We start from the raw sequence: 21,868 nt of genomic DNA, 5'->3' as shown, positions 1-21,868 counted from the left end.
CATCGAGATCAGCCGCAATACGGCTGTTCGGAAATGCCCGCACGGCTTCCGCGAGGATGTCTTCGTCGGCATAGCGGCCAGAGATATGCGTAAGAACGAGCTGCTTCACGTTGCTCGTCGCTGCCAGAGATGCTGCCCGCGCAGCCGTGAGATGACCATAGTCGCGCGCCATGGCCGCATCTCGTTCCAAGAAGGTGGCCTCGATCACCAGAAGATCGGCGCCGCGGACATGTTCCGCGAGATCATCGGTCGACTCGGTATCGCCGATGATGACCAGCTTCTTGCCTGCTTCCAGCGGCCCCAACACGTCTTCGGAAGCAACTGTTCGGCCATTCGCGAGCGTGATCGAGCGGCCCTCCACCAGTTCCTTCCTGATTGGACCGTCTGGCACGCCTAGAGATGTGAGGTGCTCGGCGCGAAGGTGGCGGCGCGGTGGTGTCTCGATCACGAAGCCATAGCTATCGGTGTCGCGGTGACGAACCTGAAAGCAGTCGATCACGAATTCGTCCGCGTCGAAAAACCGGCCGGGCGTCAGCCGCTCAAGCTTTAGTGGGATCGGCGATCGTCCTTCACCCCACAGACCAGCGAGCATGCGCACAACGAGGTCAAGGGTGTCCGAGCCTCCGTGGACGGTCAGGAGATCGTCACTTTGCCGCAACCGGAGTGACGAGAACAGACCGGGGATTCCAAGGATATGGTCGAAATGGGCATGCGTCAGCAGTAGGCGGTGAAGCCGCCTGAAGCCGGCGCCGCTGCGCAGCAGCTGGCGCTGCGTGCCTTCCCCGCAGTCGACCAGAATTCGGTGGCCTGCGGCCTCGACAAGCAGTGCAGGGTGATTGCGCTCGGGAGAGGGTACGCTGGCCGAGGTGCCAAGGAACGTCAGTCTGAAAATCATGGGCTAGTCTATCCGCGGCAGCGAGGTCTCAAAGCGGGCAAACAACGCCTTCCATGCTGCCAGTTGCTGTGCCCATCTTTGGCTATTTTGCGTCCATGCCCTGCTCGGGCTTTATCCCGACGCTTTCACCATCACCATGGACGAGGTCGCGGTCCCAGTCATTGGTCTTGTCAGGCGTCTTGGCCTCCGCCTCCCGAGTATCCCGCTCTTTGTCCTTCTGGGGTCTCGCGCCCAGCATGTCCCGCGATGATTTTGATCTCATATGCTTGTCCTCTTCGGTCGCTCAATCCGAACCAGGACCGGGTGAATTAGGTTCCGTTGGCCGCGGGACCGCAGCAGAAGATGATCTGTCGTTCAGGTGACGCGGTCGATGGGACGGATCTCTATCTCGCTAATCTGTCTAAGAGGGTAAAGGGACAGGACGATGCCTACCGGTCCTCCACCATCCCGTCAGTGTAGCCCCGTTAGGGTAGTCCGCTAGAAAGTGATCTCAGAGTCCTCGCCGAGCTAACTTTCGATCGGCACGCCACTAGAAGGGCGGCCGCTTTTTGAAATACGTCGCTAGCAGCCGACTGACCGCTTTCCGCCCCACTGCCGCTCAGACGAGACTCCTAATCGATCTCGGAGAGGGGTCCCGAGACAGCCAGTACTTCAAGACTTTCAATCTCTTGCATTACTTTCCCGGCAATGCCCTGCAAGTCGCCATACATGCCCACCGTCGATTCGATTACTCCTTGGATTTGAGCTTCTCGCTTGGCCCACAGTCGGATGGTGGCTTTGCGCTCACGTGCAAGATCGTCCTGCATGTCTGAGAACTTTTCGACGATGGCCTCGATCCGCTGTCGAAAACGTGGCCCGGTCAGATAACCATAGACCAGCTCCATCTTTGAGGCTTGGCCGACTTGAACCAACCTCGAGTTTGACAGTTCGATCAGCGACTGGCGGAGCAGGACCGCGATGGGAATTGCACATTTGGGATGGGCTAAATAAACGCCGTCGACCAGGTCGAATGTCTCAATTCCCGGGGGCAGGGCTTCAGAAATAAGCAAAGCGATATCAGCCTTGGCTGCTCGCTGGTCAGTTCTCAGCTTGGTGAGCCACCCCTGACTCCAATTCTTAGTCCGCTTTGACTCCCAAAGGATGGCCCCGCATGGCTGACCAGCCGGCCCCACGACCCGCTGAAGGACGTCACCACCGAACTCGCCCTTTGCGACCGGCTCGATCACGTCCACTGGGAAGCGACTGCTGATCAGCGCTTCCAATTCCAGCTCCAGAGCTTCACCTTGCAATTGCTGGGAACCCTGTTCAGCGCGGCGCTTCAGCTCCTCGATCTGGCGCTGCATGCCGGCGATCTGTTCCTCTTTCTCGACGATCTTCATTTTGAGACCGTCTTCCGCGTCGCTCCGAGCTTTTGCACGGACCGCGTCCAGTCCCTCCTGCACCCTTCGCTCGATTGTGAGGGCTAGTTCTCTTCGCTCATCCTCCAGCTCGCGCTGCTTGGTAAGGAATTCCGCTTGCTGCTTTTGCGCCTGCTCGAGCTTGTCATCGCGCGCCTTCAGCGTCTCCTGCAACTCGGCCACCTTGCGATCGCGCTCGTCCAAGTCGGCTAAGAGCAAAAGCTTGGCCTTACGAGCCTCGTCGGCCGCAATGTGGCCCCGCTCGATCCTGAGTGTCTCGGCAACGAGGCTCTCGACGCCTTCTTTCGCCGCTGCCACCTCCTGGCGCTGACGTTCGAGTTCTTCTTCCCTGCGGGCAATTGCTGCATTTGTCTGAGCGATGCGCTGCTCATACTCCTCTCGCGTAGCAGCGATTAGCGGCCCCGCGAGCGACTCGTTGAGCTTGATGTCTGTGTTGCAACTGGGGCAGGTGATCGTCGGCTCGCTGAAGATCTTGTCGCCGTGCAGAGTCTTGCTGACAGGTTGAAAGGTCATCGAAATCGCCTCGGAAGAATCGGTTTCCTTGAGGCTGTAGTTTAGCCGATACTCGCATCAGTGAATAGAACAAAAAGGGAACAGTTCGGGCGCTCCACTAGTATGAGTTAATCGAACGGACGAGGAGGGCGGGGTCACAGCTTCTTCTGGTCCCGCGCCAGCCGCGCAACGGCGAGTGAGGGTCAAAACGAAACCAAGTTTCGTGCGGCCTGATCCGCTCGGCGCCGGAGCTTCTCCTCCTCCATTCGTCAATAGCTGAATCCAAGGATTTCGCTTAGCGCGACGTCCCCCTATCAAATCCTTGAGTAGGGAAGGATGCGGATGAAGCCGGACACATCTCAGTGGCGTGACCCAGAGGCTTATGCATTCGTTAAAGGCGCCGCCGCCGATGCGATTGCCTGGGAGTTCCTGCGGCGTAATCCGCAATATCAGCAAGACTTCGCTGCCTCCCGCTCAACGAAGGCAATGCGCGTGCTGCGCAAACGCTGGGGGTTACAGTTTCGCTGCCAGGCCTGACCAGTCCGCGGTCGAGCAGCCCGTCTATTGGGCGCCTCAGGTCGACCCTGGGATCGTCAACCTTGTCGAGACCCCGCCGGGTCTCAGCGCGGGGGAGGGCAGCCCCATCGACGTCTCTCTTGCCGCTGGCCGGTATGACGAGATCGGCCAACATATGCGATCCCCGCCTGGTGGCACGCAGTTGGCATTTCTCAGCGAGACACAGCCGGGCAAGCCGCTTGCTGCGATCATTCCCCTCGATGAAATGGCACATGACAGGCTTCACGCGATCGAGCGTTTCATCCGCGCGATCCACAGGCAATACCTTCCCGACGCCCGCTTGACCGCAGCCCAGCGCCGCCGCCTGGGCAACATGCTGCGATGCTTGGATGGCCGGGACCAACAGGCATCCCACTTTGAAGTGGCGACCGCTCTGTTCGGTCGGCGGCTGGTCAGCGCCGCTGATTGGCATGACTCGGCTTTCCGCTACCAAACGCATCGCCTCTTGCGCGACGGCCTTAAAATGGTCGAGCGCGGCTATCGTCAATTGCTGCGCACGCGACGGCGTCATTTTTGAAGGGCTCCCGTGCCGTAGTACGCGGTCGTGCGCTTTCGAAGGTCCGGGAGGGAATTGATCGCGTGATCGAAACTGGGAACCGGTCGCTTCACTGTAGTCTGCTCGGAGGCGGTCTGGTGGCGATGTCACCTCCGCATCCATCACTACCACCTTCTTCTTCCGTAGCTCTCTGATCGCTTCATAGAACTCGCGGATTGATGGCGATAGCTGCCGTCGAGGGACGGCATGTGGGTCGCAATGAACTCGCGGTGTTTCGGCGCAAGGCTTGCCCAAGCAAGGGGCGAGGCGAGCGTCATTGCTCACGGCGGCAATGCTGCAGACGGGCTGAGGAGTCAGATCGATCTCGGTTTGTTTACGCCTGTGTTCGCGAGCGAAGCAGCGCGCGATAGGACCATACCGGCACGGAGTGAACTCTCCGTACAGTCCGCACGACGTTATTCAGCCGGGGGCTGCGATGGCCAAGCCGGTTGGAGCCCGATTGTCGAAGGACGCAAGCCTTGATCCCCATACGACATATGGTTGTCGATATCCTACCGGCGAGCACGTCACTTCAGTGTCTCGTGGGCGCGGATCCGCCATCGCCTCCGCCTCTCCTTTCACAGAGCGCACCAACGACCTCTCGAACGGGCTGATCTGGCCGAAGGACGGCTGTCGCCTCGAGCGCCTATGCCGCAATGGCGCGGCGCGAGTTTCTTCCCCTGGGCGAAGCCCATTCCTCGCGCGTCAAGAAACGCGCGCCTGCCCCATCCTCCGCTTTGCTGCGGTCGCAAGCGATGCGGCAGCGCTCGCCTTCGGCCTCACGATCGCCATCGAGGTCGCATGGTGCGGGCTCGGAAACGAAGAAGACGGAGACTAACATGGCTACGATCGGCACTTTCAAGAAGACCAATGGGAACGAGTTCACCGGCGAGATCGTCACCCTCAGCGTCCAGGCCAAGGGCGTGCGCATCGTCCCCGACACAAGGGCCAACGGCGAGAACGCTCCAAGCCACCGCGTGGTGGTCGGCAAGGCCGAGATCGGCGCCGCCTGGTCCAAGCGATCCAACGAGGGCCGCGATTATCTCGGGCTCAAGCTCGACGATCCGAGCTTCACCGCTCCGATCTACGCCAACCTCTTCGCCGACGAGGAAGGCGAGGGCCACAGCCTCATCTGGTCCCGCCCCAACCGCCGCAACGGCGAGTGAATCAAGCGCCTCGCCCGGACAATGCCGGGCGAGGCGTCTTCTAGCACCGGCTGCGGGAGCTCTCCGCGCGCCCGGTCGCCATGACTGGCCTCCTTTCACCAGATGCGTTGCTTGATGCGCGATGGCGTGAAGATGGTTGAGTACGGCTACCGCCATGCCGTGCGAGGCGGCGCCACTTCTGAAATCCTCGTTAGCGGTGCGAAATAGCGCCCCTCAATTTCGCACCTGATCACCGTCCCCAAGCTCCTCCATCCTGGCCATCGATCGCCGTTCAACCGCAACGGCCGGAAGGAGACACCTCATGAACGCTGACGCCGCGCCATTGCCGCCGCGCTACCTGCGCACTTCGGAAGCTGCGCACTTCCTCAGTCTCTCGGCGCGCACGCTGGAGAAGCATCGCACCTACGGGACCGGGCCTGCTTATCGCAAACTTGGCGGCCGCGTCGTCTATTCTGTCGACGACCTTCAGGCCTGGGCTCAGCGGGGCGCCATGACATCGACAGCCGATCCGCGTGGGTCGGTGCTGCCTGCCAAACCTCCGGCGGGACGCCTGATCCCCTATGCCGGGCGCGAGAGGCGCTGAGCCTCCCGTATGTCTCTAAGACCACGCCAACCCTCGGAGCGCGGACAGCTCGATCTGTTCCAGGCGCTGCCAGGTGTCACTGCACCACGCGATGCGCAGGATCTCATGGCCTATCCCTTCTTTTCGCTTGCCAAATCCAGGCGCGTCGCGCCGATTGATTTTCGCGCCGGCGATGTGGCGATCCGTGTCGAAGCAATGCCCGATCATGGCATGGCGACGATCTGGGATGCCGACATCTTGATCTGGGCCGCGAGCCAGATTGTCAACGCGCGGGATGCCGGATTGCGCACGTCGCGTCTGATGGCCGCGACGCCATACGAAATGCTCACCTTCATCGGTCGCGGTGTCTCGAAGCGAGACTACCAGCGCCTCAAAGCTGCGCTCGATCGCCTGCAGTCGACAAGCGTCGTCACCTCCATTCGCCAGCCTGTTGAAGGCCGGCGCCATCGCTTCTCGTGGATCAACGAATGGCAGGAACGCTGCGGGCGCAACGGCTGCCCGCTCGGCGTCGAGCTGATCTTGCCAGACTGGTTCTACCGCGCCGTCATGGATGATGCGCTGATCCTGACGATTGACCGTGCATACTTCGCGCTGACGGGCGGTCTTGAGCGCTGGCTCTACCGGCTGGTGCGCAAGCATGGCGGTCGCCAGCGCGCTGGCTGGCGTTTCGACATTAGCCACTTGCATCGCAAGTCCGGCAGCCTCTCGCCGCTCAAGCGCTTCGCCTTCGAGCTGCGTGACATCGTGCGCCGCCAGCCTTTGCCCGGGTACCTTCTGTTCACCGAGGTCGAAGCCGGCGGCCGTGTGTTGTTGGCTTTCGAGCCGACTCCCATGCCTGTTGACAGGTTCGTGCCATCGGGAACCGCGTCCTCGTGCTTTCGGGAACCGCGACTGGCGCTAAGCTGCGAACCGGGCGCGGAAAATCGCGCTCCTAACTTAGAGTCTAACTCTCAATCTAACAGTCTTTCGCCCAAGCCACGGACTGGCGGTGAGCAGCGGTGGCTTGGCCGGCGCGAGGGAGACGACGCATGACGCCGTCAACTCCATCGACGCCGCGCGGCGATCTGACGACGGTCGAGCTGATCTGGATCGAGAAGCGGATCGAGCATCGCCTCCGCTTCGGACGTCCTGCCAATCAGACGATCATCGACAAGCGGCGCCGTGTCGTCGCCTTTGCGCCGGGCAGTGTCTTTGCGTTCGTGCGCTGGGCGGCGAACGATTTTGGCACCATCGTTTCGCGCATCGACATCGTGCGCGCCGTCCTTCCCAGTGAAGCTTATCAGACGCTGCCTTACATCCGGCCAGGCGGCGAGATCCTTCTCAAGATCGCGGGCTGGGACAAGGTTGAGCGCGTTCTGCAGCTCATCGATGCGATCGAGGTGATCGGCCTCGATCCGGTCGAGGCGGCACCTGACTATTGGCGCCAGACCCACAACCGGCTGGTCGCCGGCGGAATGCCGCGTGCCTATTCACTCGAGCAGCACCGGGCCTTTCTGTTGCGCAAGCGAGCGACGTCATGAACCGCGCCGCTTCCATGACCGCAGCGCTCGTAGCCGTCGTCGCGACGGTCGCTCCGGCTGCCGTGCGGATGCCACCGCTTATGCTGTGGAACGCATCAGCCAGCGCGCCGATCGGGCTTTACGCGATCAGCGAAATGGCCGTTCCAGCGTCTGGTGCGCTTGCCGTCATCGACCCGCCAAAGACCGTCGCGCTCTTCGCCGCCGAGCGAGGCTACCTTCCGCTCGGGGTGCCGATGCTGAAGCACATCGAGGCGTTTCCTGGGCAGGAAGTCTGCCGCCTCGGTCGCCTCATCACGGTGAACGGGCGTGCGCTTGGCGTCGCATTGGAGCGTGATCGCAAAGGGCGCGCGCTACCTGACTGGCAGGGCTGCCGCATCGTCGCCGGCGACGAAATCTTCGTCATGAACCGGCAAGTCCAAGACAGTCTCGACGGCCGCTATTTCGGCCCTTTCCCGGCGCCCTCGATCATCGGACGCGCGCGGCCGCTTTGGACCGACGAGAGAGGCGATGGGCACTTCGCCTGGCTCGCTCCGCCGACCTGAAATTCACCCAGCCAACAAGAGGAAGGAGATGGACCATGGCCGAGATCGGGGTCTTCCAGAAAACAGAATCCGGTTACTCAGGACGCATTCGAACACTGCTCGTCGATGCCGAGCTGGTGCTCGTCCCGACGACGACATCCGACGGCAAGGCGCCGGATTTCCGTATCCATATCGGCGCGCCCGGCGGTCCAGAAGTCGGCGCCGCCTGGAAGGAAACCGGCCAGACGGCTGGCGACTACCTGTCCTGCCGATTGGAGGATCCGCTGTTCGGCCGGCGCTTCCGCGCCGGTCTCTTCCGATCCGATGACGGCTCCTTGTCGCTGCGCTGGATCCGCCCGAAACCAAAGCCGGAGCGTGCCCGATGAGTGGGCCATCGGCGCCGAGCTGCGCGGACGAAAGTCGCCCCATCCGTCGGTTCCGCAGTCGGAGTGGCGCATTTTGTCTTGTCGTTGGCATGCTGATCCTCTGTGGCGCAATGACAGGGGCGGCCGCACAATCCGCGCCGGCCTCCAGCAAATCCGCGGACGATCCTTATGCCGCGCATATCGCCGAGGCATCGCATCGCTTCGGCGTACCTCAGCGCTGGATACGGGCAGTCATGTATCTCGAAAGCGCCCGCGATCCGCGCGCGGTCTCGCGAAAGGGGGCAGTGGGTTTGATGCAGATCATGCCCGCGACCTGGGCTGAGCTGCGCCTCCGTCACCAGCTCGGCCGCGATCCCTATGATCCGCGCGACAACATCCTTGCCGGAACGGCCTATCTTCGCGAGCTCGTTGATCGATACGGCTCACCGGGCTTCCTGGCCGCCTACAATGCCGGGCCGCGGCGTTACGAAGCCTCCTTGAAGGGCCGTCCGCTCCCGGCTGAGACCCGGGCCTATGTTGCGAAGCTTCGCCCTTTCTGGGGCGGCGGTGATGCGCCCGGCTCGCTTACCGCCGCCCACGCAAAGGCCGTGAGCTGGCGGATCGCGCCTCTCTTCGTGCCGCAGTCGGCCACCGGGCCTGGATCGGATCTTGCGCCCGGCCAAGGCGCTTCCGTCGCGCATTCGGCGGCAGCTTCCGTGGACGATGTCTTCGCGGCTGGCTCGCAGCGGCGCGAGCTGTTCGTCGTGTCCGAAACCGGGGCATCGGTGTGGTGACGGCCAAATCTGCAAATCGTGCCTGGGCGTTGTTCTGGACAGCGCAGGGAAGGGGAGCCCGCGAGGCAACGACCGAGGGATGGCAAGATAAAAGGGCGCACATTGTGCTGCGGCCGGACGGTTGTATTTGCTGGGCTTTTCGAGGCTTTCCTCACATTGCAACGGGTAGGCGCAATGTGTTGAGAGCATCTAAATCATTGTATTTGCCTAGCTGTTCGAAATGTGCGGGCGCTTGCCGTGTCCGATGAGCGGGAATTCCGTGTCCGTCCGGGACGCATACGCTCGACGCGAGCCCAATCGTCGCGGTCCTTCGTCGCCCAGGCGCTTGCGGCGGCCCAAAAGGCTGGCGGAAACGTGTCGCGGTCCGGCCGGATTGGGTCGGGCAAGCGCTCGCAATTCGGACGCGGCAGGGCAGCGAGCGTTCTGGCCAACCGGTTTCTCACGAGCCGCTCCCGCATCGCCACGATCAAGACCCGCGTCGTTCGCCATTCGAAGCGTGGCGCGCCGCTTTCGACCCACCTCAACTACCTGAGCCGCGAGGGCGTCACGCGGGACAACGCGAAAGCCCGCATGTTCGGACCCGAGATGGGTGATACGTCGACCACGGATTTCCTCGCGCGCTGCAAGGACGACCGGCATCATTTCCGCCTCATCGTCTCGCCAGAGGACGCTGTCGAGATGGCCGACCTGAAATCCTTCACCCGTGATCTCATGCGTCTCGTGGAGAAGGATCTCGGCACGGCGCTTGACTGGATCGCCGTCGACCACTGGAACACCGACAATCCGCATATCCATGTCATCCTGCGCGGCCGGGCCGATGATGGGCAGGACCTGGTGATTTCGCGCGACTACATCAGTCGCGGCATGCGCGATCGCGCCAGCGAGCTCATCACGCAGGAGCTCGGCCCTCGGTCGGATCTCGAAATCCGTCGGCATGTCCAACGCCAGGTCGAGGCTGAGCGATGGACCGGGCTCGACCGTCAGTTGATGCGCGATGCGCGCGACAACGCTGTCATCGATCTCGCGCCGCACGCCGATCGCCTGCCTGATGAATTCACCGCGCTTAAGCTGGGTCGGTTGCGCAAACTAGAAACGCTCGGCCTCGCCGAGCAGCTGGGTCCAGGCCAATGGATCGTCAGCGAGAGGGCCGAGGCAACGCTGCGCGAGATGGGCGAACGCGCCGATATCATCAAACGCCTGCATCGCGCATTCTCGGACCGCGATATTGAACGCGCGAGCTCCAGCTACGTGCTGGCCGCCGAGAACCTCGATGGGCCGATTGTCGGCCGTCTGATCGAGCGCGGGCTGGATGACGAACTCAAGGGCACCGCCTATGCGGTCGTCGACGGCGTCGACGGCCGTTGCCATCACGTCCGGCTCGCCGATCTCGAGGCGGCCGGCGACGGCGCGCCGGGCTCGATCGTTGAACTGCGCAAATTTGTGGACGTTCAGGGGCGCCGACGCCTGGCGCTCGCTGTCCGCTCCGATCTGGATCTCGACAGACAGGTCGCTGCGGAGGGGGCGACCTGGCTCGACAGGCAGGCGCTCGCCGGTCCCGCGGCAGCTCTTTCCGATGGCGGCTTCGGTGCCGAGGTGCGGCAGGCGCTCGACCGGCGCGTCGAGCAGCTTGTCGGCTTGGGTCTGGCTGAGCGCCAACCGGCCGGGACCGTCTTTGCCGGCAACCTGATCGAAACGCTGCGCCGAAGGGAACTCGATGCGCTGGGAAGCAGGCTCGCGGCCCAAACCGGTCAGCCATTCAACCGAGCCGGCAAAGGCCAATTCGTCTCTGGTACTTACAGTCAGCGCTTCGCGCTCGCATCTGGCCGTTTCGCGATGATCGATGACGGACTCGGCTTCCAGCTCGTGCCGTGGACACCGTCGTTGGAGCGCCATGTTGGCAAGCACGTCTCCGGCGTCATTCGCGGCGACGGCGGCGCCGATTGGAATTTCGGTCGCAAGCTAAGTCTCGGCTTGTGACGGCGCTCTCGCGCCTTGGAAGTGCGAACGGAACATACTTTAGCGTTTGGCCGAGCGGTGGCAGATGAGACGCCCCAAGGTTGTTAGCCAACAATGAGAGCTTCTTACCCGGCAGGATGTTGGATCAGCACGGCGTATGCGAGGCCAACTAGCAGGACGAGCACAAGCCCAGCAATGAGGATACTAATGGCGATCCAGAGGCGTCTCGATTTCTTATCGGTGCTCACTCTGCAGGCTGCCCAGTTTAGTCGCGCAAGGCGACAAAAAGCCCGCCGGCCGAAGCCAGCGGGTGAAGTGGGGTCTCGGCCCGGCACGTGGGCCAAGAAAGTAATCATGCGCTCACAGCCGGCCTGGCGCGCCTACAAATGTTAAGACTACGCAGGCTGCGGTTGCGCCGCTGTCTACACCGCCTAGAGTTGGGCAGCCGCTGCCCGGATATATCGTTCTACACAATCCTCAATTGGTGGACTCGCGCGATATATCGGCAGCTAGTGTGTCTCCCCGTCAGGCCAGAAGGAGGGCAACGCCTGCGGAAGTCCGGGAGGAAACGATGTCTGCGACGAAAGAAGACTTTCGAACGAACAGAGCCGACTATCTGCTTGCCGCGAAGAAAGGTCGAACGACCGCTGATGATCGCTATGAGTTGCTGGCAAGGGAGATGTGTCAAAGAGACTGGCGCTTAGCCGCATTAGCTGCAAATCCCTGTAACAGCTTGCCGGTACCGAGGAAGCCAAACCGCCCGGTTCTGTAAGAAAGCGGAAATCGCCTTATGGGCAAGGCTTCCAGCCTTTGCGCTGTTCAGGCGCTTTCGCAGCGTCCTCTGTTCACACGACGGAAGCTTTAGCCACAGTTGATATAACCTTCGCCAGCCGGTCCAGTGTATCTAGTGCCCCGCCGGTCAGCCTCGGCTCGTGGAGCCTACCCCGCTTCGCGCCGGGCCGCCCGGCGGCACGGCATCCGAACAGAATCAGTGGAATCAAGCGTGATCTTCATGCAGCCTTGCTAATGTAAGTTCTGCATCGGCCGACTCTCCCACGCCTGGGAGTCGGCTAGGCCCGGCGGTTCAAACCCAACGCCCCCAACAGAGCGCAGAACTGTCGGGCCGCTTAGGGACAAGGCGTCCAGCCCTTGTGGCATCACTCGAAGGCGAAGTTATAGATCGTGTGGTCAGCTTCGTCAGTCACACCATCTCCAGTTTGGTTTCGTCTCGCACATGCCGTCACGCTTCATTAGCGGATGCTTGTAAGACACGGGCCGCGCTTCGAAATCGCGCTGTGAGGTGTGGCTTTCAGGCATCGCCCTAACAATATCCACGCCTTCGAACTTGTCGGCGTTGACAACGAAAGGCGTTCCGCGACATCGCTATATCCACTCGGGTGGTGACGTTGGGGCATTCATCCGACCTAAGCTGGCAACAAAGGGTATCCCCGTGAAACAGATTCTTCTTGCAACCGCTCTCGTCCTCGCGACCGGCTGCGCCTACGCGGCCGACGCTTTGCAGGAGGCACCGATTGCAGCTTCCTATGATTGGACCGGCGCATATATCGGCGTGAACGCCGGCGGCGGTTTCGGCACGTTTAGCGTTGATCCTTCCGACGGCGGCCCTGGCGGTTTTGACCTCAGTGCGAGCGGCTTCGTTGGCGGTGTTCAGGCCGGTTACAACTGGCAGGTTGGCCAATTCGTCTACGGCGTGGAAGCCGATTTCCAGGCTGCCGACGTCAAGGGAGAGTTGTCGATCGGAGGCCCCTCTCTCGAAACAAAGATTGACTGGTTCGGCACGTTGCGTGCTCGCATTGGCTATACGCCCGTCGATCGCTTCCTGGTCTATGGCACTGGCGGCTTGGCCTACGGTCACGAAAAGCTCTCTTTCCCGGGGATCGACTCTTCCAAGACCAGGGTCGGCTGGACCGTTGGTGCGGGCGCTGAATACGCCATCAATACGAATTGGTCGCTCAAGTCTGAGTATCTTTACACAGACCTGGGTAAAGCGACGTTCGATCTCCCAGGGCCAGGGCCAGATGCCGACGTTAAAGTCCCCTTCCATACCGTTCGCGTTGGTCTGAACTACAAATTCTAGTTTATCGGCGGACCTTAACAGACAAAGCCCCGGCAGATTTGTCCGGGGCTTTTTTGTTGCGCGGCAACCGCCGCAGAGCAGGATTTGCGACGTGGTTCGCGGCTACCGAACCTACACCATGCGGACTAACAAAAGCCCGCCGGCCGGGGCCAACGGGTGAAGTGAGGTCTCGGCCTTCACGTGGGCCAAGAAAGTGATCATGCGCTCACCAAGCGGCGAAGCCACCCTCAAATTGTTAAGAGGTCCCAGGCTGCGCAAAGTCGCTTATCGGCAATGGCTCGGGGACACCGCTTCACCCAGCGTTAACGAGATTAGCGCAAGCTAATATGTGGACATGAACCCTGTAGTACGTGGCCAAACTAAGCCCCGGCGCCAGAACCCCTAGCGCTGGGGCTTTTTCATCCGGCCGTGACGTTGCGACTTTTCGGCTCCCCGTCACGCTTGCTTCGTGATCTGGATAACCTGCCTCCCGTTGATATCGCGGACGGTGCACACGACATCGTGGCCTTTGGCTTCTCCCGCCAATCTATCGGCCATCGCGACGGCTGTTTGCCTGGCCAGCCTGAGGTCGTGCAGGCTGGTTCCTTGCTTATCGTGGTAGGTATCCCCGCCATGGGCGAGGTCGAAGAAAAATCGCGGCATGCCCCACCCCCACAACCCGGCTCACCGATCGAGGTGACACAGGATTTGCGAGCCGGGCTTTCCGCCGACATCTATCCCCGAGGAGAAGTGGTTTCAACCATCGGCGGTGAACCAATGATTTTCTATAACCGGTTGTGCTACAATGAGGACTGAGGTCTCATTGCGCTGCCTGCGATGGTCTACTTCACAGTTGTCAAGAGCCCGCCTTCGGATGCGCCCGCGGATACGCGCGGGCCCAGTGAGGTTCCGATTCCGATAAGAGCAATCTTGCATTTTAATATTCGTTGAACCTTAAGTTAGTTGCGGGGGTCGTTATGGGCGTGGCATTGCGACTGCCTCAATCCTCCCGGAAATCCTTCAGCGAGGCGTGACGCAGCGCGTCCTCGCCCTTAAGGAACTTGACGCGGCCGACCAAGCCGGGTTTCAGCCATTCGGCCTTTTGCTTGGCAAGGCCCTTCGGCGGTGGCGCGCCGGTCTTGCGTTGAACACGATCCCATAGATCCTGTCGTTTTTCTGCTTTGAAGGTGACGAAGGCGCCGCCCATGTAGCGGCCCTTGTCGGCCATCAATACCATGGCCGGCTTGCCGCGCTCTCGCTGAACGCCAATGATGTCCATTTCCTTCTCGATGTAGCACTTGATCTTCCGCCAGTTCATGGTCGAGCCGCAGCGGTAGACGCTGTCCAGCAGCTTCGAAACGATGCCTTCCAGGTTCGCTTCGCAAGCAAGGTGGTAGACGGCGTCGCCAGTGCCTGGCAAAGCCTCTGAGAACTGAATGTGCCCGCCGTCAGGGATAAGCGCCTGCAGCACGTCCCTGCGGTTGTAGAGCGGCATGTCGCGCAAGTCATGTCCGTTGAGGTGGAGGAGATCGAACGCGACCAGGTAGAGGTCTTGCGGGCGCCGCGTGATGGCCGAACGCAAGGCATGGAAGTCGGAAAGGCCGGCATCGTTCGTGACGATCATCTCGCCTTCGACGATGTAACTCTCGGCCTTCAGCTTTGCCGCTTCGGCCGCGGTCGGCCGATACTTGCTCGTCCAGTCGATCCCGGTCTTCGTATAGAGCCGGATACCATCCTCGTCCTTGATAAGCTGGGTTCTGTAGCCGTCAAATTTCACCTCACGACCAGCCATCGCCCTTCGGAGGCTGCTCGACCAGCTCGGGCTCCATCGGCTTGATGAAAGTGAGACGCAACGCACAACCCCAACACAACGCTTTCAAGGCGCGGGCCGCTACCTTAGTTCCGGAACATTTTAGCAAAAGTGAATGTTTATTTGGTTATGAAGAACGATCCTGAGTGCCGGGCAGCGCTCCGCATGATCCGGGCAACGATTGAGGAGCATTGCCCGCCCGGCGTCCTGATGAGCGAGGAGCAGGTGAATGGCCGTTATGGCCCGACGCTGCTCGACGAAGCCGAGGCACTGTCGGTTGCGATTGTTGCCACGGTGGAGCGGCTGAGTTTTGAGCCCAGAAAGATACCTCCAGCGCCGAGCATAAAGACGTGAGTTTCCCCTCAGCACCGGAGCTGGCTGCTACCATGACTTTGAGGAAGCCAATCTGTTTCCCAAAAGGAGGCGGGAAGCGCGTGAGCAGGTGCGGCCTAGCTCGCCCGGCGGTAGGCCTGCGTGGCCTGAACCGCCTCAAGCAGCTCTTCTTCTGTTCTCCGGCCGCCCCCGAACATGTTGACCAGTAGCAAGGCGGTAGCTTCGGCGTCCGGGGAACCCGGTTGGCAACCGCGCTCGCGGCACAGGACGTCAAATACGCGCTTCAGCATGTCGAGGTCTTCTGGATAAAAGGCATTATGCGGCAGGTACCGTTGCATCTCTCTGTTCCCGTTGAGGGCGAGAGTGCGTTGGTCGCTCTCAAGCAGCGGAGCCCATGACATAGCCGCTGACCAGCGCACCTTGGCGGCTCCTGCTGCAAAGGTCTATTGCATTTGATGTGCGGCCGAAAGGATCTCGGAATCACGGGTCAACATGACCACTGTGCGCCCAATGACGAGCCACGTTCCTACCAAGAGGGCCTTGGTTGACAAGGCGAACCAATACCGAACCTCGCGCTCGCGCCTCTGAGCCGGAACAAGGATTGGCGCTCATCGTTGGATCGGTGACCGAATCGGGGCCAAGCATGAAAACCTACCAAGTCGAAGAAATGGCCGGCGAGACGCCGGTTTCCCGTCAAACAGTCGCCGCCAATTCGCCGTGGGAGGCTGCGAGCATCGGTACCAAGAAAGAGGTCCAGGCGCGCAGAGACGAGCGGCTATGGGTTCGCGTCACCGAGGAAAGCAGCCGCGCCGTGTACAAATACGCGTTCAAGTAGTCGCCGCGGGCGAGCGGAACGAGAAAAGGACAGCAGCGTTCCTGTCCATGGTTCTCGCCGAAGAGATCGAAATGGTGAAAGGCCATGTGAGGGTGGGTGAGCAGCATCTGCTCCGTCAACACGAACTCATTGCCCAACTCGAGCGGGACAATCTGCCGACGCGCGTCGCGATCGATTTCCTCCAGCAATTAGAGGACATGCAAGCTCTGCACCGCCTGCATTTGTCTCGGCTCCTGCGCAAGGCTGTGGATAGTAACCCCTCGTTCACCATATCTGGGCATTCGAATTGAAGGCCCAAACAGCTCTCATAATCTGGCCTTGCGTCAATTGAGACGCGCCCCCGCCCAATACTGGCGGCCGACGCTTGCATGTACCGGACCCCAAATCCTCGTATGCGTCGGCCGCTGGATTTTCACGCGGGGAAGTTCGCGGGGGCGAAATCATGCAGTGGCTTGAGCGCATAACGGCGGGCATGTCCGCCAGAGAATTTCTGGTAGTGCCGCCCAGGGAAGCCCGCTACGAAAGTGCAGCCTATCGGGCGCAGATGGAAGCCGCCCTGTCGGCTGCGATGCCGGACTATACGTTTACCGTGACGCTTGAGCATCCCCAGAGGCAGGACGAGGAGGATATCTTTGTCGAGCCGAATGGCGTGGTGCTCGATCTGGCGCCGTTTCTACAGCGCGTTGCCGAGGCATTGGCGCCGTTCATTGCTGACAGGGCGCCCAGGCCGAACTAGCCCAGACATACGATGCCCGGCCTGCGGGGAGTCGGGGGGACTTCGGGCAGACAGGCCGGGCCCTTACCCCGGTTGAGTGCGGGGCAGAACAACACTATGCGCCAGTTGTGACAAGCCCGCATTAACAATTTTAGGTATCGCTAATGAAAAGCCCGTCGCAGCTAATAAGCGTCGGCGACGGGCTTCTCGCAACTTTTCCAGTCCAACGGCTAACACCCCGAAGGGCCGACCGCTGCACAGAAACTCAGCGGCGTGCAATGTGTTCCATTTTTCTACTTGAAGCTGCCTTCCCCATTGTCCATCGCTGCGAAGATCACTCGAAAACGCTGTCGACTCGATCGCCGCAATGTCTTCCCGTTGCGCCGCCCTCATCAGCTCGTCAGCCAAGTCACTTACCGCAACCAGGTTGCGCTCATAAACGAGCCCGCACCGAGGGGAACGGTGCGGGCTCGAGTAGGGAAGCAAAAACCCGACGCGACGCTGTAAAGACGCTCTCGGGAAAGGGCAACGTCGAGCTTCAAACACCGCCTGGTCGGAATGTTCCACCAGGGTCAATGCCGATTATTCAAAAAGCGGGCCTCTCTAACCAATGACGGCCAGTCTGTGCCGATCATTTTTCCACCAACTCCTGGGCCTGCTCCTCAGAAATCTCTGCCTCCTTAATGAGGCGAGGAATCAATAAGTCCGCATCATTCTCGAAATCGTCTTTGTCGTTACCGTCACGCATTACGCAACTCCTTCACCGAATGGTGAATGAAGCAGCCTCGAGAAGGTTTCGGAGGCCTTCCTGGATGTAACAGAATGTGAAAAAGGCCCCCGGCCGGATCAATTTCGGCGACATAATAGTTGCTCGCAGCGGACCGACCCGCCTATGCTCTTCGCTGGGCTGGGAGTGACATGGCGCCAAGGTTCTTAGCAAAACAGCTTGCTCGTCCGGCCGGGATCGGCGGCTGGCTAGTCCGAGCCGGAATGAATCGTGGCAACGCTCGGCTGAACAGCTACGCTCTCGATCAATTACAGCTGGTGCCTGACGATCAAGTCTTGGAGATCGGCTTCGGCGGCGGCGCGGCACTCCTGCGACTTCTCAGCGGCGCATCGTTCGTCTGCGGTGTTGATCGCTCTCATGATGTTGTGAGCGCTGCCACCCGCAAGTTTGCCGACGCGGTCGGCGCCGGACGAGCCCAGTTTCACGTGGGCGCGGTTGAGAAACTTCCGCTGCAGGATGCGACATTCACCAAAGCCCTAAGCGTTCACACGGTATACTTCTGGCAGAGTCTTGAAGCCGGATCTGCGGAGCTCGCCCGAGTTCTCGCGCCGGGCGGCCGCGTCGTGTTGGGCTTCCTCCCCAAGAGGCATATGGACCGGATGAACATGCCGGCCGATATCTTCACCCCGCGCGAGCCGGACGACATCGTCGCCGCTTTGAAAGCCACGGGATTCAGAGAGATCGAGGTTCGAACGCCGAACTCGGAGACGACCTGGGCCGTCGCTACAGGTGTGCGAAACTGAGTTTCTCAAGTCTGGTGAACGGACGGCAACAAAAAAGCCCGCCGGCCCGAACCCGCAGGCTTGATGTGCTGCCAGGCGCCAAAGTCTACGCGACAGGCCCAGAGACAATGATCACCTCCGCAGCGACGGTCCCAAGGCGGTCGCGCTTTTGGAGAGTTGGCTTCTCGTAAGTCTTCTTCATGGGAACCCGGCGAAGACAGCCAGCGCTGGTCGGTCACCTGGGTGAGAACTGCCTTGAGGCTTTTCAATGGGTCGATCCGCCGTGCCTGTGGCGAGCGCCAGGCGCGCCGCCTTGCGGCGGGCATGCTAGTCACAGGCGAACCCACCGATCGCCAGGGCCGCGCTGACCAGGGCGAGCTGGCTCTGTAGGTGGGAAGCCTGCCGGCTGTCCCGCCCGCGACGCCGCTACCGGCTGCGGCATCGGCCGGCCTGCTCGACGCGCGCTTTTGGGATCCTAAGCAAAAGGCTCGCCTTCGGCTGCCGTTGACGAATTTTGGCATCCGCGACATTGCGCCGGGATCGTCGCCGCCGATCGCTTGTTTTCCTTGCCGGCAGTGCGCCGCAGCGCCATCGGCGCGAGGCGGCGGTTGAATCTCACCGCAACCTCGTTGAAGTGCCGGCATAAGGAGAAACGTGTGTCGGGAACGAAAGTCCTTTGGGGGCAGATCGTCGCTGTCCTCCTGGTCGTGCTCTTCACGACCTGGGGATCGACACAATGGTCGGCGTGGCAACTAGGCTACCAAGTGGGGTTGGGAACGCCGTGGTTCGTGATCGGCGGCATGCCAGTCTATTATCCGCCTGCCATCTTCTGGTGGTGGTATTTCTACGGAGCCTACGCGCCTGCCATCTTCCTGCGCGGTGGTCTCATTGCCGCGTCTGGTGGCTTCGTCGCTATCGCCGTGGCGATCGGGATGTCGCTGTGGCGTGCCCGCGAGGCGACGAATGTCGAGACTTACGGCTCCGCCCGCTGGGCCGAAAAGAGCGAGGTGCAGGCGGCAGGCCTGCTCGCCCCGGACGGCGTGGTGCTGGGGCGGTATGGGTCTCACTACCTGCGCCACGATGGGCCAGAGCATGTGCTTTGCTTTGCGCCGACGCGTTCGGGAAAGGGGGTCGGCCTTGTCGTGCCCTCGCTGCTCACCTGGTCTGGCTCGGCGATCGTCCATGACATCAAGGGCGAGAACTGGGGCCTGACCGCCGGTTTCCGCGCCCGCCACGGCCGTGTGCTGCTTTTTGATCCGACCAATTCCAGATCCGACGCTTACAACCCATTGCTCGAGGTCCGCCGCGGTGAATGGGAGGTCCGCGACGTGCAAAACATCGCCGACATCCTAGTCGATCCCGAGGGTTCGCTTGAACGGCGCAATCATTGGGAAAAGACGAGCCACGCGCTTCTGGTCGGCGCGATCCTGCATGTGCTCTATGCCGGGCCGGAAAAGACACTGGCCGGCGTGGCAGCATTCCTGTCCGATCCGAAGCGGCCGATCGAATCGACCCTGGCAGCGATGATGACCACGCCGCATCTGGGGCAGGGCGGTCCGCACCCGGTCATCGCCAGCGCGGCGCGTGAGTTGCTGAACAAGTCCGACAACGAACGCTCCGGCGTGCTCTCGACGGCGATGTCCTTTCTTGGGCTCTATCGCGATCCGGTCGTGGCCGAGGTGACCCGCGCATGCGGCTGGCGCATCGCCGATCTGGTCACCGACACCCGCCCGGCAACGCTCTATCTCGTCGTGCCGCCCTCCGACATCAGTCGCACCAAGCCGCTTATCCGTCTCATCCTCAACCAGGTCGGCCGCCGCCTGACCGAGGATTTGCATGCCGGGACCGATCGTCACCGTTTGCTTCTGATGCTTGACGAGTTTCCGGCGCTTGGACGGCTCGATTTCTTCGAATCCGCGCTCGCTTTCATGGCCGGCTATGGACTGAAGAGCTTCCTGATCGCGCAGTCCCTCAATCAGATCGAGAAAGCCTACGGGCCGAACAATTCCATCCTGGACAACTGCCATGTGCGCGTCAGCTTCGCGACCAATGACGAACGCACCGCCAAGCGTGTATCCGATGCCCTTGGCACGGCAACCGAGCTGAAGGCGATGAAGAACTATGCCGGTCACCGGCTCTCGCCATGGCTCGGTCACCTCATGGTTTCACGCTCAGAGACGGCACGGCCCTTGCTGACGCCCGGCGAGATCATGCAATTGCCGGCTGGCGACGAGATCGTCATGCTGGCTGGCACGCCGCCGATCCGGGCCTGGAAGGCGCGCTATTTCGAGGACCCGCGGTTGCGGGAGCGCATTCTGCCGCCACCGGCTCTTTCGGGTCGATTTGAACCGCAGCCTGACGATTGGACGAACCTCCCGTTGCCACTTTCTCCATCTGGTACACCAGCCACAACTGCCGGAGCGGGAGTCCAGGAGGACTCGACCGACTCCGAATGGCGGCGCCAGCCCGAGCTCGATCCCTTTCTGCCAGCTGCAACGGAGCCGACGTTGGTCAACGAGTTCGAGCCCGATGCGGCCGACGAGACGGATGATCTCGCCGCGAGCAGCAGCCGGTTGGCTCGCCAAGCGCGAGGCGTGGCGCGGCAGATCGCGCTCGATCCGGATGACGGCATGGAGTTGTGACGACCGTGACGTCAGCCAAGAAGAAGGTGCAGATTTCCGTCTATCTCGATCCTGCCGTGAGGGAGGGGCTGGTCGAATATGCTGCCCGGCGCGATCGATCCCACTCGCTTGTTGCTGAGGCGGCGATCGCCTCTTTCCTATCTCCGGATGCCGACGGCCAGCGTGAGGCGGCGGTGTCCAAACGGCTCGACCGGATCGACCGCCGGATCGCGCGGCTGGAGCGCGATGTCGGCATCTCCATCGAAACGCTGGCCGTGTTCGTGCGCTTCTGGCTGGCGACCACACCCGCTTTGCCTGAGCCGATGGCCCAGGCAGCGCGCGCCAAGGGAAGCGAGCGTTATGAGGCTTTCGTTGCCGCTCTCGGCAGGCGGCTGGCCAAAGGACCAACCTTGGGGCAGGAAATCCCAGAAGACGTCGCTCCGTCGATCGATCCATCACAAGATTGACCTGAAAGGGCATATCGGCTGAGGGTCGCGCCGCCTGAGCCCGCGCGACGCCTCCAAGTCCTGTTGGTGCAAACGCCTTCGAGTGGCAGAACCGTCAGTTGGCGGCACCGCATAGCTGCGAGGTCGTCAATCCTGGCGGCACGTTTTCCGAGCGGCCAAATCCATACTTCGCCATGATGGTGGCGATCGTGCCGTTCGACATGACCTTCGCCAGACCCTGATTGTAGAGGTCACGCAGATCCCCATCGTCCTTCCTGAAGGCGATCGCGATATAGCTGATCGACTTCTCGCTGGTCGTGAACGGGCTGGCGCGCTCCAAATCGGGGCTCTTGTTGCCGGCAAGCAGCCCGATCACTGTCGGAGAAGAGAACACGGCGGCGTCTATGCGGCCGGCGCGCAATGCCGCCAGATTGGTCTCGATGTCAGGGAACTGCAGGATGCGGTCCTCCGGCACGCCCTCGGCGATGGCATTCCCGATCACGTTGCTGCCGCGGCCACCGCCCATGATCGCGTCGGATTTCTTGGCGAGGTCGGCATAACTGTGGATCGCCTTGGGGTTGCCGGCCAGCACGACCGCCGCGTCGTCCGTTCTCAGATCGGGAGCGCCGAAGGCGACTTGCTGGCAGCGCGGCGGTGTGATCGAAAGGCCTGACGCCACGGCATCGAAACGCCCGGCCATC

The 21,868-nt window shown here is 61.5% G+C and carries 26 protein-coding genes; 19 read left to right on the top strand and 7 right to left on the bottom strand.

Annotation, left to right across the window (positions count from 1 at the left end):
* The 3 genes from EOA23_RS16445 to EOA23_RS16435 form a co-directional block, all read right to left on the bottom strand.
* Positions 1-892 (bottom strand): MBL fold metallo-hydrolase (locus EOA23_RS16445; protein WP_127304903.1); only part of this gene is annotated, 892 nt, incomplete at its 3' end.
* An 85-nt stretch (positions 893-977) separates the two neighbouring features.
* Positions 978-1,157, bottom strand: coding sequence for a hypothetical protein (locus tag EOA23_RS16440; RefSeq protein WP_127304902.1), 180 nt, complete (start codon positions 1,155-1,157; stop codon positions 978-980).
* Between the two features lie 349 nt (positions 1,158-1,506).
* Positions 1,507-2,826 (bottom strand): DUF2130 domain-containing protein, encoded by a 1,320-nt coding sequence (locus EOA23_RS16435; protein WP_127304901.1) that lies wholly within the window; start codon positions 2,824-2,826, stop codon positions 1,507-1,509.
* A 321-nt stretch (positions 2,827-3,147) separates the two neighbouring features.
* Here EOA23_RS16435 and EOA23_RS16430 point away from each other — a divergent pair, with 321 nt between their 5' ends.
* From EOA23_RS16430 to EOA23_RS16370, 12 genes are all read left to right on the top strand, one after another.
* Positions 3,148-3,342 carry a DUF6499 domain-containing protein gene (locus EOA23_RS16430; protein WP_126060870.1) on the top strand — a complete coding sequence of 65 codons (195 nt, stop codon included), beginning with the start codon at positions 3,148-3,150 and terminating at the stop codon, positions 3,340-3,342.
* 181 nt (positions 3,343-3,523) lie between these two features.
* Positions 3,524-3,898, top strand: a complete 375-nt coding sequence (locus EOA23_RS16425; RefSeq protein ID WP_245456467.1) for a DUF2285 domain-containing protein — start codon at positions 3,524-3,526, stop codon at positions 3,896-3,898.
* A gap of 857 nt (positions 3,899-4,755) precedes the next feature.
* A complete protein-coding gene (locus tag EOA23_RS16420; protein WP_127304900.1) occupies positions 4,756-5,082 on the top strand; it encodes a DUF736 domain-containing protein in 327 nt (108 codons plus the stop codon).
* A 301-nt stretch (positions 5,083-5,383) separates the two neighbouring features.
* Positions 5,384-5,665: a helix-turn-helix domain-containing protein gene (locus tag EOA23_RS16415; RefSeq protein WP_127304899.1), complete on the top strand. Its 282-nt coding sequence runs from the start codon at positions 5,384-5,386 to the stop codon at positions 5,663-5,665.
* Between the two features lie 9 nt (positions 5,666-5,674).
* Positions 5,675-6,697, top strand: a complete 1,023-nt coding sequence (locus EOA23_RS16410; protein WP_127304898.1) for a replication initiator protein A — start codon at positions 5,675-5,677, stop codon at positions 6,695-6,697.
* A complete protein-coding gene (locus EOA23_RS16405; protein ID WP_127304897.1) occupies positions 6,694-7,185 on the top strand; it encodes a DUF2840 domain-containing protein in 492 nt (163 codons plus the stop codon). The genes EOA23_RS16410 and EOA23_RS16405 overlap by 4 nt, the downstream gene beginning before the upstream one ends.
* Positions 7,182-7,727, top strand: coding sequence for a S26 family signal peptidase (locus EOA23_RS16400; protein WP_127304896.1), 546 nt, complete (start codon positions 7,182-7,184; stop codon positions 7,725-7,727). Before EOA23_RS16405 ends, EOA23_RS16400 begins: the two co-directional genes overlap by 4 nt.
* A 35-nt stretch (positions 7,728-7,762) precedes the next feature.
* Positions 7,763-8,092 (top strand): DUF736 family protein, encoded by a 330-nt coding sequence (locus EOA23_RS16395; protein ID WP_127304895.1) that lies wholly within the window; start codon positions 7,763-7,765, stop codon positions 8,090-8,092.
* Positions 8,093-8,202: 110 nt separating this feature from the next.
* The gene (locus EOA23_RS16390) at positions 8,203-8,865 is read left to right on the top strand and encodes a lytic transglycosylase domain-containing protein (protein ID WP_245474201.1); all 663 of its coding nucleotides are present in this window, start codon (positions 8,203-8,205) and stop codon (positions 8,863-8,865) included.
* A 237-nt stretch (positions 8,866-9,102) separates the two neighbouring features.
* Positions 9,103-10,842 carry a VirD2 family relaxase/mobilization nuclease gene (locus tag EOA23_RS16385; protein WP_127304893.1) on the top strand — a complete coding sequence of 580 codons (1,740 nt, stop codon included), beginning with the start codon at positions 9,103-9,105 and terminating at the stop codon, positions 10,840-10,842.
* Positions 10,843-12,271: 1,429 nt separating this feature from the next.
* Positions 12,272-12,919 (top strand): outer membrane protein, encoded by a 648-nt coding sequence (locus EOA23_RS16375; RefSeq protein ID WP_127304891.1) that lies wholly within the window; start codon positions 12,272-12,274, stop codon positions 12,917-12,919.
* 441 nt (positions 12,920-13,360) lie between these two features.
* Positions 13,361-13,714 carry a hypothetical protein gene (locus EOA23_RS16370; protein ID WP_127304890.1) on the top strand — a complete coding sequence of 118 codons (354 nt, stop codon included), beginning with the start codon at positions 13,361-13,363 and terminating at the stop codon, positions 13,712-13,714.
* 184 nt (positions 13,715-13,898) lie between these two features.
* Here the strand turns inward: EOA23_RS16370 and EOA23_RS16365 are convergent, their stop codons facing one another.
* Positions 13,899-14,690, bottom strand: a complete 792-nt coding sequence (locus EOA23_RS16365; protein WP_348628569.1) for an ATP-dependent DNA ligase — start codon at positions 14,688-14,690, stop codon at positions 13,899-13,901.
* Positions 14,691-14,873: 183 nt separating this feature from the next.
* On the opposite strand from EOA23_RS16365, the gene EOA23_RS16360 reads away from it, so the two are divergent.
* Entirely contained in the window at positions 14,874-15,062 is a 189-nt protein-coding gene (locus EOA23_RS16360; protein ID WP_245474198.1) for a hypothetical protein, read from the top strand.
* Positions 15,063-15,157: 95 nt separating this feature from the next.
* Here the strand turns inward: EOA23_RS16360 and EOA23_RS16355 are convergent, their stop codons facing one another.
* Positions 15,158-15,379 (bottom strand): hypothetical protein, encoded by a 222-nt coding sequence (locus EOA23_RS16355; RefSeq protein WP_127304888.1) that lies wholly within the window; start codon positions 15,377-15,379, stop codon positions 15,158-15,160.
* A 263-nt stretch (positions 15,380-15,642) separates the two neighbouring features.
* Here EOA23_RS16355 and EOA23_RS16350 point away from each other — a divergent pair, with 263 nt between their 5' ends.
* The 3 genes from EOA23_RS16350 (at position 15,643) to EOA23_RS16340 (ending at position 16,612) form a co-directional block, all read left to right on the top strand.
* A complete protein-coding gene (locus EOA23_RS16350) occupies positions 15,643-15,876 on the top strand; it encodes a hypothetical protein (protein WP_127304887.1) in 234 nt (77 codons plus the stop codon).
* A gap of 47 nt (positions 15,877-15,923) precedes the next feature.
* The gene (locus EOA23_RS16345; protein ID WP_126060884.1) at positions 15,924-16,166 is read left to right on the top strand and encodes a hypothetical protein; all 243 of its coding nucleotides are present in this window, start codon (positions 15,924-15,926) and stop codon (positions 16,164-16,166) included.
* A gap of 152 nt (positions 16,167-16,318) precedes the next feature.
* Positions 16,319-16,612, top strand: coding sequence for a hypothetical protein (locus tag EOA23_RS16340; RefSeq protein ID WP_126060885.1), 294 nt, complete (start codon positions 16,319-16,321; stop codon positions 16,610-16,612).
* Positions 16,613-16,675: 63 nt separating this feature from the next.
* On the opposite strand, the gene EOA23_RS16335 is transcribed toward EOA23_RS16340, so the two are convergent.
* Positions 16,676-16,999 (bottom strand): hypothetical protein, encoded by a 324-nt coding sequence (locus EOA23_RS16335; protein ID WP_127304886.1) that lies wholly within the window; start codon positions 16,997-16,999, stop codon positions 16,676-16,678.
* A gap of 582 nt (positions 17,000-17,581) precedes the next feature.
* On the opposite strand from EOA23_RS16335, the gene EOA23_RS16330 reads away from it, so the two are divergent.
* The 3 genes from EOA23_RS16330 (at position 17,582) to EOA23_RS16315 (ending at position 21,188) form a co-directional block, all read left to right on the top strand.
* The gene (locus EOA23_RS16330) at positions 17,582-18,121 is read left to right on the top strand and encodes a class I SAM-dependent methyltransferase (protein WP_189341622.1); all 540 of its coding nucleotides are present in this window, start codon (positions 17,582-17,584) and stop codon (positions 18,119-18,121) included.
* Between the two features lie 635 nt (positions 18,122-18,756).
* A complete protein-coding gene (locus EOA23_RS16320; protein WP_127304885.1) occupies positions 18,757-20,742 on the top strand; it encodes a conjugal transfer protein TraG in 1,986 nt (661 codons plus the stop codon).
* 5 nt (positions 20,743-20,747) lie between these two features.
* Entirely contained in the window at positions 20,748-21,188 is a 441-nt protein-coding gene (locus EOA23_RS16315; RefSeq protein ID WP_127304884.1) for a CopG family transcriptional regulator, read from the top strand.
* Positions 21,189-21,282: 94 nt separating this feature from the next.
* On the opposite strand, the gene EOA23_RS16310 is transcribed toward EOA23_RS16315, so the two are convergent.
* On the bottom strand, positions 21,283-21,868 hold a 586-nt coding region (locus EOA23_RS16310; RefSeq protein WP_127304883.1), incomplete at its 5' end, for a transporter substrate-binding domain-containing protein.

Source organism: Mesorhizobium sp. M2A.F.Ca.ET.042.01.1.1 (genome assembly GCF_003997405.1).
Lineage (GTDB): Bacteria > Pseudomonadota > Alphaproteobacteria > Rhizobiales > Rhizobiaceae > Mesorhizobium.
The sequence above is the reverse complement of the archived record's forward strand: the minus strand, read 5'-3'. Positions and strand labels throughout refer to the sequence as shown.